Origin of the sequence: Neobacillus sp. SuZ13, assembly GCF_030123365.1 — a bacterium.
GTDB lineage: Bacteria > Bacillota > Bacilli > Bacillales > Cytobacillaceae > Neobacillus.
Genome location: NZ_CP126107.1, coordinates 3,030,224 through 3,044,479, shown reverse-complemented (window position 1 = coordinate 3,044,479; position 14,256 = coordinate 3,030,224). Strand labels below are relative to the sequence as shown.

At 33.5% G+C, this 14,256-nt stretch carries 16 protein-coding genes and 1 other annotated feature; of the genes, 4 read left to right on the top strand and 12 right to left on the bottom strand.

Going from position 1 to position 14,256, the window contains the following annotated elements:
* Window positions 1-399 precede the first annotated feature (399 nt).
* Window positions 400-942 (top strand): PepSY-associated TM helix domain-containing protein, encoded by a 543-nt coding sequence (locus QNH17_RS14910; protein ID WP_283873174.1) that lies wholly within the window; start codon window positions 400-402, stop codon window positions 940-942.
* A gap of 573 nt (window positions 943-1,515) precedes the next feature.
* Here QNH17_RS14910 and QNH17_RS14905 read toward each other — a convergent pair.
* The 5 genes from QNH17_RS14905 to QNH17_RS14885 form a co-directional block, all read right to left on the bottom strand.
* Complete coding sequence (locus tag QNH17_RS14905; RefSeq protein ID WP_283873172.1) at window positions 1,516-1,689, bottom strand: hypothetical protein; 174 nt, start codon at window positions 1,687-1,689, stop codon at window positions 1,516-1,518.
* A 240-nt stretch (window positions 1,690-1,929) separates the two neighbouring features.
* Window positions 1,930-3,564: a methionine--tRNA ligase gene (gene metG, locus QNH17_RS14900; RefSeq protein ID WP_283879394.1), complete on the bottom strand. Its 1,635-nt coding sequence runs from the start codon at window positions 3,562-3,564 to the stop codon at window positions 1,930-1,932.
* 63 nt (window positions 3,565-3,627) lie between these two features.
* Window positions 3,628-3,906: a binding site (T-box leader), on the bottom strand.
* A gap of 244 nt (window positions 3,907-4,150) precedes the next feature.
* A complete protein-coding gene (locus QNH17_RS14895; protein WP_283879393.1) occupies window positions 4,151-4,591 on the bottom strand; it encodes a VOC family protein in 441 nt (146 codons plus the stop codon).
* A gap of 99 nt (window positions 4,592-4,690) precedes the next feature.
* Complete coding sequence (locus QNH17_RS14890; protein WP_283879392.1) at window positions 4,691-5,128, bottom strand: VOC family protein; 438 nt, start codon at window positions 5,126-5,128, stop codon at window positions 4,691-4,693.
* Between the two features lie 30 nt (window positions 5,129-5,158).
* Window positions 5,159-5,914: an NADPH-dependent oxidoreductase gene (locus tag QNH17_RS14885; protein WP_283879391.1), complete on the bottom strand. Its 756-nt coding sequence runs from the start codon at window positions 5,912-5,914 to the stop codon at window positions 5,159-5,161.
* 138 nt (window positions 5,915-6,052) lie between these two features.
* Between QNH17_RS14885 and QNH17_RS14880 the strand changes: the two genes are divergently transcribed.
* Window positions 6,053-6,535, top strand: coding sequence for a MarR family transcriptional regulator (locus tag QNH17_RS14880; RefSeq protein ID WP_283879390.1), 483 nt, complete (start codon window positions 6,053-6,055; stop codon window positions 6,533-6,535).
* 649 nt (window positions 6,536-7,184) lie between these two features.
* Here the strand turns inward: QNH17_RS14880 and QNH17_RS14875 are convergent.
* The 3 genes from QNH17_RS14875 to QNH17_RS14865 all read right to left on the bottom strand — a co-directional run bounded on the left by QNH17_RS14875 (window position 7,185) and on the right by QNH17_RS14865 (window position 9,622).
* Entirely contained in the window at window positions 7,185-8,000 is an 816-nt protein-coding gene (locus QNH17_RS14875; protein WP_283879389.1) for a lipid II flippase Amj family protein, read from the bottom strand.
* Between the two features lie 164 nt (window positions 8,001-8,164).
* Window positions 8,165-8,515 carry a hypothetical protein gene (locus QNH17_RS14870; protein ID WP_283879388.1) on the bottom strand — a complete coding sequence of 117 codons (351 nt, stop codon included), beginning with the start codon at window positions 8,513-8,515 and terminating at the stop codon, window positions 8,165-8,167.
* A gap of 279 nt (window positions 8,516-8,794) precedes the next feature.
* A complete protein-coding gene (locus tag QNH17_RS14865; protein ID WP_283879387.1) occupies window positions 8,795-9,622 on the bottom strand; it encodes a TrmB family transcriptional regulator in 828 nt (275 codons plus the stop codon).
* A gap of 141 nt (window positions 9,623-9,763) precedes the next feature.
* Here QNH17_RS14865 and QNH17_RS14860 point away from each other — a divergent pair, with 141 nt between their 5' ends.
* Entirely contained in the window at window positions 9,764-10,393 is a 630-nt protein-coding gene (locus QNH17_RS14860; RefSeq protein WP_283879386.1) for a homoserine/threonine efflux transporter, read from the top strand.
* Window positions 10,394-10,431: 38 nt separating this feature from the next.
* On the opposite strand, the gene QNH17_RS14855 is transcribed toward QNH17_RS14860, so the two are convergent.
* The 3 genes from QNH17_RS14855 to QNH17_RS14845 all read right to left on the bottom strand — a co-directional run bounded on the left by QNH17_RS14855 (window position 10,432) and on the right by QNH17_RS14845 (window position 12,238).
* Window positions 10,432-10,659, bottom strand: coding sequence for a hypothetical protein (locus tag QNH17_RS14855; RefSeq protein ID WP_283879385.1), 228 nt, complete (start codon window positions 10,657-10,659; stop codon window positions 10,432-10,434).
* A 475-nt stretch (window positions 10,660-11,134) separates the two neighbouring features.
* Window positions 11,135-11,269, bottom strand: a complete 135-nt coding sequence (gene yhfH, locus QNH17_RS14850; protein WP_283879384.1) for a protein YhfH — start codon at window positions 11,267-11,269, stop codon at window positions 11,135-11,137.
* A gap of 432 nt (window positions 11,270-11,701) precedes the next feature.
* Complete coding sequence (locus tag QNH17_RS14845) at window positions 11,702-12,238, bottom strand: CBO0543 family protein (protein WP_283879383.1); 537 nt, start codon at window positions 12,236-12,238, stop codon at window positions 11,702-11,704.
* Window positions 12,239-12,479: 241 nt separating this feature from the next.
* On the opposite strand from QNH17_RS14845, the gene QNH17_RS14840 reads away from it, so the two are divergent.
* Window positions 12,480-12,941 (top strand): hypothetical protein, encoded by a 462-nt coding sequence (locus tag QNH17_RS14840; protein WP_283879382.1) that lies wholly within the window; start codon window positions 12,480-12,482, stop codon window positions 12,939-12,941.
* A 227-nt stretch (window positions 12,942-13,168) separates the two neighbouring features.
* Here the strand turns inward: QNH17_RS14840 and QNH17_RS14835 are convergent, their stop codons facing one another.
* Window positions 13,169-13,942 carry an SDR family oxidoreductase gene (locus QNH17_RS14835; protein WP_283879381.1) on the bottom strand — a complete coding sequence of 258 codons (774 nt, stop codon included), beginning with the start codon at window positions 13,940-13,942 and terminating at the stop codon, window positions 13,169-13,171.
* Window positions 13,943-14,256: the final 314 nt, after the last annotated feature.

The following is a 14,256-nucleotide window of genomic DNA, read 5'->3' as shown; positions in this document are numbered from 1 at the left end:
CAATCCTTATTCAACTAAACTGCACCGTTACTTTAAGTACATTCCTTCACAATCTCCTCTCTATCTTTTGGTCGCCTTTCTTTTTATTCTTCTATTGCCTCCTTATTTTCAAATGGTTTGTTTCCATTATAAATTCAGAGTTTTACTTTAGTACAACACCTTATTAACAAAGCATTTTACTAATATAGTAAAATATGGAAAATTATAATTGACAACCCCAATTTTTTACCGTAAAATCACATTAATTCTCTGTTTAATTGGGAATATTCCAAATATTATTATCGAAATTAAAAGAGTTTGAATTTGTAAACTTGGCAATAACGGAATCAACAACGGTTTCGGTTTCGGTATGATTGCTGATATTTAATTAAAAATAAGACTAGGGGTGTGACGGGAATAATGTCAAATGCTGTAAAGTTATATCAAATAAGTCGAATAGTACATAAATGGGCTGGATTAATTCTATCTGTTTTTTTTATGTTCATTGCAGTCACAGGATTAATACTTGTTTATATGCTACCACTCGGAGTAGCTGATGAGTTAAGAACGGGGAAAAAGGCGAGTCCAAGTCAATCTATAACTATGGATAAGGTCGTGTCCATTGCCACCTCTCAGGGGCTTCCAGGTGTAAAATCGGTTGAAGATATCTTTAGAATAGAATATAGACCAGGTTTAAATATTTACCAGGTTCGCTTTAATAACAGTCAAGGGGTTCAAATCGATGCGAGTACGGGAAGAGTTTTATCTACAAACCCAGATTACTCAACTTTCCTTATTACTTTGCATGATGGATCCTACTTTGGTGATTGGTATAGATACAGTATCCTAACAATGACAGGGTTATCCCTAATCCTGTTATCTTTCTCAGGGTATTATATGTTTGGCTTTCCTCTTTATAAGCGTCTAATGGCGAGAAAAAAAGCAAAAAATTTGGAGGTTTAGCCACAGGACTTGATGAGATGGGAGATAATCTTTACGAAAAAGTGCAAAGCGTCATAATAATAGGAATATACATTATGTCAAATAATTTTGTTGCGATTTTTTGTTTGTCATTAAGGCTTTTTTCTTGGTAAAATAGTCATTTACTGAACAATAATGTTCTTTATTGGAACAGGTTGTTGTTTTTAAACAATCGGTCAATTGTTGAATAATAATATCCCAATTTCTCATTTTTATCACCGAGAGATTGGGATTTTTAATACCAGAATATCCTTAACGTTGTAAATCTACGTTTTGCTGGCGGTACCCCCAATAAAAAAGATCATATCCCATACACAAATAGAAGAGTGACCAGTCAGCTACTCTTTTATGTCCTTTTTAAATTTCTATTACTAATAATGGCTGCTTTTTCGTTCATAAATTGCAATTAGTACAAAATAATGCACCTCTCAAAATTATGAAACCAACTTAGCAGAATGGCTTGATATAAAACTCTAGCACCCGTTAGCTTAAGTACATTTCTTCACAATTTTGCGTAGAGTAACCGTTCAACTATATTTATTTTAGAATTATTTTTTACTTTTTTCTCCTTATGATGCTGTTCACTAAATTTTGTGTTGCATCCTGTCCAGTTTCTGATGCATTTTCAATGGCAGTCTGTACATAACGTGTTGCTGCATGGTTTAGATTGTTAAACACTTGCATCTTGTTTTCAACTACATTATCTGGATGTTGGTCATGTTTTGCCATTATTATTACCTCCTATTTATCATTCGAAGTATATAGTGTGGATTATGTCAATGAAATATACCAGTTTTAGCTTTTTAAGTTGTAGAAGAAGTTCTCCTTCTTCAACCTGCCACGTTAACACAATAAGAAAAAGCCGCCTATGTATGGCAGCTGAATCTTGAAATCTTGCACCCTTTAGTTTAAGTGTAATCTTTCACATTCTCTATAAAGGTTGTTATTTTAGTATAAATAAACTTTTATTTAAACAGTTTGGTGGTTTAATCTTTCAAGCTCTTCTTCAATTCTTACTGGGTCTATTCGTTCAAACAATGGTTCTACTTTTGACAAATGCTGCGATTTAACAAAAAACGCACTCCAATCGGTTTTTGATGTATTTATCATTTCCTTTACCTTTTCGCTTGAAAAAGGAAGGAATGGAGTAAGGATATGAGCTAAATTTGCAATTAGATAAACACAATCCGCAAGAGTTTGTTTACAAGACTCGGTATCATCCTTTATTTGTTTCCAAGGTTGTTGTTCATCAATGTATTTGTTCGAGAATCTAACAAGCTCAAATACTTTTTCCAATCCTTGTTTGAAGGAAGTGGTTTCAATGCAATAACCCACTTCTTTATATAAACGATTAACTTTATCCTGTATATTCGAAGTTATTTCTTTTTCAGGGATTAACCCATCAATTGACTTTTCAATAAATTTCAAAGTCCGATTAACGAAGTTTCCATAAGCCCCTAATAACTCGCTATTATGGCTATAAATGAACTCTTTCCAAGAAAAATCAGCATCTCGGTTCTCTGGTGCGTTTATTGTTAAGAAATACCTAATAGAATCTGGTTCGTATCTTTCTAAAATATCTGGAACCCAAACAGCCCAATTATTACTTGTAGATAATTTTTTCTTTTCCAAAGTCAAATACTCGTTTGAAACAATATGCGTTGGCAATGGTTCTTTTCCAAGACCAGCAAGAATTCCAGCCCATATAATCGAATGGAAAGGGATATTATCTTTCCCGTGAACATAATAAGATTGAGCGGAGGTATTCCAAAACGTTGAGTCATCATTATTTGTTTCCTTCGCCCATAGTTTACTTGCTGTATAGTATCCTGATACAGCCTCAATCCAAACATAGATTTTCTTATCTTCATATCCAGCAACTGGAACACTTACCCCAATAGGCAAATCCCTCGAAACGGCTCTATCTTGCAATCCTTCCTTTAAATAGCGTTTCGTAAGAGAAATAGCATTTTCCCTCCATAGGTTCTTGTCATCTGCTTCTTGAGTATAGTTTTCCAAGACATTTTGGAAAGAGCTTAAAGAAAAGTAAAAATGCTCTGTGAACCTTGTTGTAGGCGGATTCCCGCATATTTTACATTTTCTATCAAGCAATTCAAGTGGTTCTAACACGCTTGAACAAGCATCACATTGGTCGCCACGAGCATTTGCACCACAATGAGGACAGATACCCTCAACATAACGATCAGGTAAAAATTGCTGATCATATTCACAATAGGTTTGTTCAATTTCCTTTTTATAGATGTATCCTTTGTCAAGCAACTCTAAAAATATCTCTTGAACGATTTTATGGTGATGTGTTGTGTCTGTTCTTGTATAGGTATCATATGTGAATCCTAATCTTGCAAAACAATCTTCAAATTCTTGGTGATAACGGTCCGCAATCTCTTTTGGAGTTACACCTTCTTGTTTTGCCCTAATTGTAATAGGAGTTCCATTACAATCGCTTCCCGAAACATATAAAACATTTTCTCCCTTTAAACGGTAATATCTCGCAAGAATATCGCCAGGTAACAAACTTGAAATATGACCTAAATGTAATGAGCCGTTCGCATAAGCCCAAGCCCCACCAATAAAAATACTCATTAATAAAAACCTCCCATATGATTTTAATTTTGAAAACAAAAAAACCTCGCCTTAACTGTAATAGTTAAGGACGAGGTTTGAATTTCCACGTGGTACCACCTTAATTTGCAAATAGCTCACACTTTTTGCCTCAACAAGTACGGAGTATTATTAAATGCTACTCTTATACTGTGACATTGATAACGAGTGCCAAATCCCGTCGTATTCTACTAATACAAAATTTGTACGTTCAGTACGAAGCTCAGAGACCATTGTTCAAATGAACGTTTTGCTTCTTTTCAGCTACCGAAGCTCTCTGGTGAAAAACAATATCATTTTACTTTTTCTCTTCATTGCCTTTATTTGATAATTACCAATAGTTTATTCAATAATTTTCCTGAAGTCAACGTAAATATTCCGAAATATTTTTATTTTTGAAATACATTGGGACGGATCTTTAACTTAACTGCCCCAGTAGTGCAATAACAAAAAAGCCAACCAGGCAGCTGGTTCTTTAACTCTTGCACCCGTTAGTTTGAGTACATCATTTCACAATCTTTTTTTAGAAAAGAAAAAAGGCGATCTTCATCTTGAAGGATTGCACCTATTAGTAACATAAAGAATCATATTTATCCATACCAAAAAAGAATTCTAAATAATGATTATCTGGGTCTAAACAATAAACTGCGATATTACCACCAATCTCACCATCACCCTCACGGCTATGTTTTACTGGACCATAGCTAATAAATACATTTTTTTCTCTTAGACGTTGAGCAAATTCAAAGGATGTACGATGCTCCTCAATTTCAAAAGCAATATGAAAATATCCATTTGTAGACGGAAGGATCTTTTTACCACAGGCATCTCTTCTCTCCACTAATACAAGAGCATTCCTTTGGTTCTTCGTATTTAAAAGAGCACAACGGATTGTTTGATCCAGTAATGTCTCACCCTCAATTTTTTCTGTAATCCTTTCTAAAGTGAAGCCTAACTTTTCTATATACCAATTTATAGAATTCTCCAAATCAGACACGTAAATAGCCACTCTTTTAATATTAACTCACGTACAAATTTGCTCTTTAACACAGGGCTTAAATATGATTGTAATTTACTCATTTGTTTAGCCATAATGATCTTATCCTCTCTATTCAACTACTTCAATTACATGACCGTTAGGATCCTTAAAATGAATTACTTTTTCTTGCTCATTCGAAAATATTGGTAACATTCTACCTTCAAAATAAGGGATTCGAAGTTTTTCTAAACGCCTCTTTATTTCATCCAATCTAATTCCGTTTGCTAATTTTAGACTGTAATGATTCCATTGTTCATTATCTACTACGACTTTAGGGTTTTGTACTAAACAAATATCATGTTGATAATGCCCAAAACTATAAAATTTCATTGTATTTCCTACTAATCGCATTGCTGCACTACTATCTGGATGAGCCGTGGCTGAACATTGTACATCAAAAATCATTTCATAAAAACGTTGTGAAACCTCTAAATCATTTACATAAAAAACTACATGTTGTAACTTGTCCAATACAGGATAATTTTCATGTTCCGATTTATTTTTCATTGTATTTACCTCTCGTTTTAGGAGAATTATTTACTTTGAAAATAGTCTTTTTAAAGCAAATATCATGAAGCCAATTTTTGAAGATGGAATTTGATTTATTGGAACAAGTGTCTTTTGAGACCAAGTAGTTGATCTTTTATTATCTGTTCTTGATGCATAATAACTCTTCATTGTCTCATCGTACTTAATAAGTAAATCCTTTTGTTTTTCCTTATCCTGAATGTATTCATTCTGAAAATACACAGCATGTAAAGGTAGACGAGGTTTTTGTTCAGGTGTACTATCTGATACACCAATACAAAGGCCAAATAAAGGTACTACATTTCTCGGTAGTTTTAAGATCTTTTTGACAGCTTTCTCATGTACAGCTATCGCACCACTATATACAACCCCTAACCCCATAGATTCGGCAGCTAGAGTAGCGTTTTGAGCTGCAATAGATGTATTAATTGTAGAAATTCTTTTGGAAGGTCCAAATTTATAAGCTAATCTTAGTTTCTTTTTTTGTTCATCACTGGCTAAAACGGTAATTCGATGTAAATCCGAGCAAAAAATAAGAAGTAACCCATTCTCTTTCACCCAACGACTTTTTGTTAATTGATAAAGTTGTTCTTTAATTTTCAGATCCGAAACTCCTATAATGGCATAATCTTGCATAAAGAGTGATGATGGTGCCATTTGGGCAGCTTTTACTATTGTCAAGACTTGTTCGTCTGTTAATTTAATATCCTTAAACTTTCTTATCGATTTATGATTCATGATTGTTTCTAATACTTTATTCATCATGAGTTTCCTCTTTCTTTTGTGGTGATTTTGTTTCCTGGAAACAATTATAAAATAAATCGATTTGAAAGTCAATTTTGTTTACTGGAAACAATATAGGTTATAATAATAAATATTCGAATAGGAAGGGATTTAATATAGTTGGATAAAATTAAGAAGAATATATTAGATGGATTTATAAAATTAATAGAGAAAAACAATGAAGATGATAAAGAAAAAACTTGGCTTATTCAAAATTGTAAAAACGAAGAGTTATTAATTATTTTACAGGATATTACTATATTGATGTTACATGTATTAGATTGCATTCAGAAAGATCAGCCAATAAAAGGTATTACTATTGCTAAAGAATTAAATATGCAAAGAGGCACTGTTACTAAAATATCTAGAAAATTAGTGGAAAAGAAATTAATCAAGAAAGAATATCCCCCAAATAATAACAAAGAAATATATTTTAGTACGACTGAACTAGGAAATGAACTTTGTAATCTACATAATTTGCTCCACAAAGAAATAAAAAAAAATTATGTAAAGTTTATAGAAAAATACAGTGAACAAGAGTTAATTTTCTTGGAGAAGATATTGGATGATTTGTCGAAGACTTCCTTTGTTAAAATTGATTAATTTAAAATGAAGTTCTAGTGTTAATAAAAAATATACTATAATGCGATTAGTTCAGCATGCCAGACATATGGAGTCTAGAACTTACAAGTTCTGGATTCCATTGGTCATAAAGAAATTGTTTTTTTTGCAAATTATTTAGACTCCATTATAAAATAATGGAGTCATTTTCTGTAAACATTGGTTATGTCTTATTCAGCTAACCTGCCCCGTTAGCCATCTATGCAGCGCAAAATCGTCGCTGCACCACAGAGAATGAAAATAGATCATGCAGTCTATACTGTTTTAATGCTGGCGAAGAAGGTCTTTGAACTATGGTGCCTTTGAGCCCATCCGTTAGTCTGACTCCAACGACCACGGTGTACCACCGACTGTCGCACCCTTTAGGGGTAGCACTCATGGGAGATTAATCCTTTTTCTGGTTGTTGCGCCAGCTTTAACTTTTCCATTTTAAGTAGAAAGGTTTCACAAGTCGATTTACCAGCCAATCTATATACGATCCTTCAAGAGGCTCAGCCTTTTTTTTAAAAACTGGTTTTGCTGGGTCTATTTTTTCATGCCCTTTTTCAGGTTTTATTTTCATGGGAGTGGAACAAGAAAAGAGCCGCAACTACGACTCTTTGTTAAGTGTAAGTTTTTTAACGAGCACTAATTAAATCCACTTAGCAAACCAAGCTACATAATACGCCGCAGGGATAAACAGAAGTTGAGCCACAATAGTACCCAAGAATTTTGAACTAATCATTGTCAAAGAGTAACTTTTTAGGTAAATATAATCACTTTGTTTTTTCATTACTCTATCAGCTAATACAGAAGCTTTAGGGTCAATGAACAATGTCAATAGAATAGTTGCTATACCATTTATAATACCTGATGACATTAATGCAGCCTGAGCATAATCTTTAGGAACTAACATTGATGCATAAATGGAAGATAACACCCCAATGGTAAATACAGCAGAAATGATCACATTAATCACAAAGAGTCGCTTTGGAATGGTTTTTAAGGTAATCCCCTTTAGATATGTAAATCTCGGTAGCCTAAAACACATTAATATTTTCCTAATGCCGTTTCGACTGAATTGATTAACAAATAGTGCAATTATTGAACCACGTTGATTTGAAAGTTGAATAATTGCCCGCGAAAAGATATTGATGAATGTGGGAAAGAGAAGTATGCCGAACAACACCCCAATAGACGTTATCCCAATTAAAATCCTATATTGTTCTTCTATGTAGTGTAATTTGTTTATATGAGGTGCTTCTGCGATCAGTTTTGCTGTAAGAGGTTGTTGAATCATTGTAGAAAACCTTGAAATAATTACGAGTGTACTAAACAAAGATAAAGCAGTGGCAATTAATTTTACTCTTGCTCCTGAAATCCTTGTTGAATAAGCTAATGTCTCAATCATTGTAATTATCAATAAAAATAAAGATATTGTTATAACCTTACCTGTAATTAGTTCCATAAATAGCCACCTTAAAAAATTTATTATAGCTGTATTATAAACTATATCTATTGTTTTGGAATTTTAAAGAAGTGAAACGAAGATAATTATTTTACGAATCCTTATTAAACTAACCTGCTTCGTTAGCACAAAAAGAAAAGCCGCCAAAATGACAGCTTGAATCTTTAACTCTTGCCCTCGTTAATTAAATATGATTTTCTTCTTTTTTTTATCAATATTATAAACTCATCCAATATATAAAAGGAAAAGGCATTAATACAGAAAAGTGTTACCCATCCACTACCGCCATCCCAAGGATAAAAAATAGCAACTGCTCCTATATGAATGACCATAGAGTATAAAGCTCTCTTGATATGATTATTTAAATTCCTTAATAAAAATTCAGCAAATAACGAAACAGGAATACCATATAAAAAGAAAAATGGAAATACAAAAAACAACGCACTAATATCCTTAAACATTATGGACGATAGTAAAGTCATAACAGAAGCAACCAGTATTTTCCTCTTAAACATATAATTTCACCTTATTGAAGTTTTGATATACAAATATTTTATCTTTTTGGGGCAACTATGAACACTATAAAATATAGAAGGATGCTTTAATGGAAAAATAAAAGGTTTGTATGGCTTAGTTGATCTTTCACTAAACTGCTCCGATAGTTTAACAAGAAAAAATGACCGCCGCAGCGATCATCAACTTAAGCTAACGCCACCTTTAGTTGAAGAAGAACAGCCTATTTGCTATGAAGTAATGCTCTTCTTATGTTATATAAAACAGACAATAGGACAAATTTATTTTACATAATGTTTTTTAAAATCTGGGTGAATAGAGAATTTATGGCGTAAATTCACGAGGTTTTCCCCAAAACTTTCCTCTAAAAGTTCTCTATGTTTCTCCATAATTTCCATGAGATACAAATCATGAATCATGACTTCTGTAATTGGCATGACTAAACCTACATGCCTTGTCCATGCTGCACGGCTATCTTTCCCCAGCGAGACAATACCTGCTACTACTTCTGAATCATCTGTACTAATAACAATCCATCGACCACCATACTCTTCTGTAATTTCATGACCCATATAATGAAGGTAAGCATTAGCAAAATCAGAGGCGATTTCCCCATAAGCAATAATTGTGACGTTGACCCCTCTTTTTGCTACCTGCCTTAGTTCAGACTCCAATTCTTCGAATTCCTCTTTCCAAACCTCTAAGAGAATTCTTTTTTTTGCAGATAATATACAATCTTTTACCTTATCGAGTATTTCATTGCGACCCGTGATATTCCAGATATTTTCACGGTCATTTGCAGAACGTTCGAACTCCGCTAATGATTTTTCTGCCAGTTCAAAATTCTCTTCTGCTTCCCTTCGGCGGTTTTTAATTAGCTCCTTTGCAGGAACAGGAGTATACTGTGGCGTGTTGCCAGGACTAACCAGAATATCTCCTCGTATGGCGAGACTATCTAGAACTTCATATATTCTTGAACGTGGTACACCAGAATTTTTCGCTACTGCATATCCAGTTAATGGAGATTCCTCCAATAAGGTAAGATACGCTTTCGCTTCATATTCGGTAAAATTTAGATTCTTTAATGTTCCAAAAATGATTTCTTTCATAAACCCTCCAACATAAAATTAGTCGCTACCTTAGTAACTAATATTTTATCAAAATCTGTTGATTATTTCCAATTGCTTCTGATATACTTATTTAAGTAGTTACTTTGGTAGTCACTATTAAAAAAGGAAGGGAGACACAACATGGATAGCTTACTAACATACATATCAATTGCTGCAATGATGGTTGTAATACCTGGAGCAGATACTATGTTACTGGTGAAAAACACGCTTAGCTATGGTCCAAGAGCTGGACGTTATACGGTTCTCGGAATGGCAACTGGACTTTCTTTTTGGACGCTTATAGCTATTCTTGGATTATCTGTTGTCATTGCAAAGTCTGTAATTCTTTTTAGCACAATCAAATATTTGGGAGCTGCTTACTTAATTTATTTGGGTATAAAAAGTTTTTTTGCCAAAAGTGCGTTTTCTTTGGAGGAAATTCAAGCACAAGCGAATGCACCTATCAATTCTTCAAGTCGGCATAATAAAAAGTCCTTTATGCAAGCATTACTTAGTAATGTTCTTAATCCAAAGACTGTTTTGGTTTATATAACTGTCATGCCTCAATTTATCGATTTGAACGAAAATGTAAATCAGCAATTGATTGAGTTAGCATCAATCCTTACTTTACTCGCTGTATTATGGTTTCTAACCCTTGTTTATGTAATTGATTATGCAAAAAAATGGTTGAATAACTCCAAATTCCAGAAAGTATTCCAAAAATCATCTGGCTTAATTTTAGTAGGTTTTGGCGTTAAAACAGGAATTTAAATTTCATTTATTAACACTCCTAATTCAATATTCTCCGTTCAGACAACTGAACGGTTTTTCTTTTTGTCCTCATTTGCTTCAAACGTGCAACTAACAACATTGTTCAAGTAACCTGCCCCGTTAGCCATCCATGCAGCGCAAAATCGTCGCTGCACCACAGAGAATGAAAATAGATCATGCAGTCTATACTGTTTTAATGCTGGCGAAGAAGGTCTTTGAACTATGGTGCCTTTGAGCCCATCCGTTAGTCTGACTCCAACGACCACGGTGTACCACCGACTGTCGCACCCTTTAGGGGTAGCACTCATGGGAGATTAATCCTTTTTCTGGTTGTTGCGCCAGCTTTAACTTTTCCATTTTAAGTAGAAAGGTTTCACAAGTCGATTTACCAGCCAATCTATATACGATCCTTCAAGAGGCTCAGCCTTTTTTTTAAAAACTGGTTTTGCTGGGTCTATTTTTTCATGCCCTTTTTCAGGTTTTATTTTCATGGGAGTTTAAGTGTAAATCTTCACAATATATCATATTGACCCAGAGATAAATTTCGTCAACAAACGAGAGTAATATTTATTAATTAAACAGATCATAGGGAAGACAAAAAAGAGTATCCCATTAAAGAATACTAGTTTCTCCTCTGGGGACTTTTTACTTCAATTCAATATTTCAGTCTCACTCACTTAACGGTAACTTATTGTTATGAAAGTAAAAAACCCCCCAGCAGTGCTGGAGAGTTAACAAACTTTACTGTTCTTTTTTGGATAAACATTGGTCACAATCCATCAAATAACTTTCTGCTTGCTCTTGAATATGCTGCCCGCATTCAGTGCATTCCTTTTTTGGCATGTTGCGGAAAAATTCAACTGGACTCATTAACATTTTAACTCCCCCTTTATTAATACAGTTAATTTAAATTTCTGTTGTTATAATACAGTGTAATCAAAAAAAAGAAATATGTATAGACCTTTTTTTAGAAAACTATAAAAATTTTAATATGTTTCCCAACTCTATTTTTATTTTGTATATCTCAATAAAAATCTTCAGTAATATTATCCCATTCCAAGTTAGGAGTAATGATAAATATTATCAATTCCATATAATAAAGATGAGTGCCATTAACTGACACTCTTCTTTATCAAATTTAATTTACTGAACTCAAGCTACCCGTTTGTTTAGGTACAATACTTCACAAACTAACATACCCTGTTTACAAATTAAAAAGCTTCTACATTGGCAGCTGTAGAAAAGTTAGATAAACGATGTCTTCTTACAGCATCGCCCTATCAAAAGAATGAACTTCAAACTAGAATATTATTGCTTTTTTGACCTATTGTTTACAAAATCAACAATCATTTTCATGATAACAAACATTAAAAGAGTGACCAAAAAAGAGTAGAAGTAGTTCCAATTTTCTAATTTATACAATCTCAAAATAACAAAAATCGGTACCCCGATGAAACAAATTATTGCCGACATAATAACAGTGGCGACAAAATAAGGCTTCCACTTTGAAAAGTATTGATAAGTTAAAGTCATAATAACTGGCATCACAGAAAAATCTACTGCATTAAAACGATGTGTAAAAACAAGGAACTGATGCGGATAACTCCAAAAATCAAAATAAGAACCTATTTCATTTGCTATACCAACACTTAAAAAACTAACCATAAAAGCAAAAGAAATTAATAACGTTCGATAACGGTCGATTAAGAGAATGAACAGGATAAGAAATACAATATTTATAATAACGATACTTAACCAACCAGCACTAAATAAATCGTGATGCAGCCATATATCAGTTTGAAGTGAATGATATTTGCTACCCATTTTATCTATTTGGCTATACATAAATTCATCCCTCATTATTGAATGATCCTAACAATAATATATTGCACCTCTTTTTTCTATCTATACTGGCATCCACTTTAAGAAGAAAAAAGGTATTACCGTTGTTCCATTAATGCACTCTTTACATTAATAAGGAATTACAAACAATTCTACAGCAAGATCGCCTATGCTACATACGTAGTGATTAAAAAAGATACCATATTGACAATCTATACTTAACAAGTGACAAGTGAGGAAATTTATGTGGTATCTTTATGTTTCTGTTTTGACCTTTAATACAATAGCATTATTAACCAAAAAGAAGTTACAACCTATTGTATATTATGCGTCCGTCTTCTGGGGTCTGTTTGTATCAGAATTTACAGACAGATGGACAGACAAATGGGATTGGTATGGATTCTTTGAACCGAAGCTTATTGACTGGCAAACGACTCTTATTATCCTTGGTATATATCCAGCAGCTACAATCCTTTTGATTAATTGGTTTCCTTATGAAAGAGGCATAAAAGCAAAAGTGGCGTATGTCCTTGCGTGGTCTATTTTCTCAACGGCATTTGAATATTCCTTTTATCTTGCAGGATATGAACACTTTCATGGTGGATGGAAATGGTGGCATTCAGCTATCTGTTATCCATTTTTATACGAGATGCTATTTATACAAGTTTGGTTTGTGAGAAGACTAATAAAAAAGGGAGAAAGCTAACCCCTTTTTTATTAGTCCTATAATCTTTTAAATTATACTGAAAGTATTTCCTGGTAAACTAAATATTGCCACGTTAACACAACAAAAAAACAGGATTGCCGCAGCCATCCCATCTTTAACATATGCACGGGTTACTTTAAGTGTAATCCTTCACACAAATTGATATATATATCTTTGAAATATAATACAGCAAAAAGGCTCTAGAATCAGAGCCTTTTTAGATTAATTTATCTTCTAAATCCACCTTCTGAATGTATAATCTGACCTGTAATCCAATCCGCATCATCGCTGACTAGAAATTTAATGCTTTTTGCTACATCTCTCGGTTCACCTATTCTACCGAAAGGAAACTTCGGTTGTACCATACTTTTTATTTCCTCTGTCATCCAACCTGTATCGGTTGGACCTGGATTTATTGCATTGACCGTTATTCCTAATGGGGCTAGTTCAGCTGACAATGTAATAGTTAGAGCATCAACTGCTCCCTTAGTTGTTGCATATGCTAATTCACCAGGCATTGGTCCTTGAAATTGACCTGAAGTAATATTGACTATTCTTCCGCCAGATTTTTTATCAAACCCTTGAGCAAATTTACTACTTAATAATGTTGTTGCACGAACATTTACCATGTAATGTTTATCTAATTCTTCAGCAGTTACATTTGAATAATCGTTGTTCGTTGAATATGCTGCATTATTAATTAAAATATCAGGATAACCAAGTTCTTCCAAAACTCTATTTATAAGTTGTTCAGGTGCGTTATGTTGCGTTAAATCCAACTCCATACATGACACCTTAACACCTTTTTTTAATAATTCTTCTTTTAATTTCATTGGCTCATCTAAATCAATGCTCCAAGGCATTTTTTTATCATATTCCGTCCAGTACGTAAAAAAGATATGATAACCCGTATCAGCTAACTCTTTACAAATAGCTGCCCCAATCCCTTTCAGACGGCTTACACCCGTAATAATTGCAATTTTTTCTTTTAATTGGTTCATTAAAATATTCCTCCAAATGAAGGACGCATAAAAAAGGTCCTTAGCTTTCTTCGCATTTCAGTTGCAAGGAAACACTCTCTAAAAATAGCACTAGCGCCGTTCCATTTTTCTGTTCGATACATACTTTGTGATTACGAATGCAAAGAAGGCACTGTACTTGGCAGCCGGTACTTACGGAGCTGGTTTTGCTGGTATTAAAAGACCCCAAGAACGCCAGGAGGTGTGCAAAACAACACACCTGTCCAATCCACTATTTTGCAAATACATAATTCATTTCAAAAAAACTATTAAATTGAAAAAAATAAAATCAATTA

Coding starts and splice junctions, on each gene's coding strand:
- QNH17_RS14910 (WP_283873174.1), top strand. CDS start 400: ATGTCAAATGCTGTAAAGTTATATCAAATAAGTCGAATAGTACATAAA.
- QNH17_RS14905 (WP_283873172.1), bottom strand. CDS start 1,689: ATGGCAAAACATGACCAACATCCAGATAATGTAGTTGAAAACAAGATG.
- metG (WP_283879394.1), bottom strand. CDS start 3,564: ATGAGTATTTTTATTGGTGGGGCTTGGGCTTATGCGAACGGCTCATTA.
- QNH17_RS14890 (WP_283879392.1), bottom strand. CDS start 5,128: ATGAAAAATAAATCGGAACATGAAAATTATCCTGTATTGGACAAGTTA.
- QNH17_RS14885 (WP_283879391.1), bottom strand. CDS start 5,914: ATGATGAATAAAGTATTAGAAACAATCATGAATCATAAATCGATAAGA.
- QNH17_RS14875 (WP_283879389.1), bottom strand. CDS start 8,000: ATGGAACTAATTACAGGTAAGGTTATAACAATATCTTTATTTTTATTG.
- QNH17_RS14870 (WP_283879388.1), bottom strand. CDS start 8,515: ATGTTTAAGAGGAAAATACTGGTTGCTTCTGTTATGACTTTACTATCG.
- QNH17_RS14865 (WP_283879387.1), bottom strand. CDS start 9,622: ATGAAAGAAATCATTTTTGGAACATTAAAGAATCTAAATTTTACCGAA.
- QNH17_RS14860 (WP_283879386.1), top strand. CDS start 9,764: ATGGATAGCTTACTAACATACATATCAATTGCTGCAATGATGGTTGTA.
- yhfH (WP_283879384.1), bottom strand. CDS start 11,269: ATGTTAATGAGTCCAGTTGAATTTTTCCGCAACATGCCAAAAAAGGAA.
- QNH17_RS14845 (WP_283879383.1), bottom strand. CDS start 12,238: ATGTATAGCCAAATAGATAAAATGGGTAGCAAATATCATTCACTTCAA.
- QNH17_RS14840 (WP_283879382.1), top strand. CDS start 12,480: ATGTGGTATCTTTATGTTTCTGTTTTGACCTTTAATACAATAGCATTA.
- QNH17_RS14835 (WP_283879381.1), bottom strand. CDS start 13,942: ATGAACCAATTAAAAGAAAAAATTGCAATTATTACGGGTGTAAGCCGT.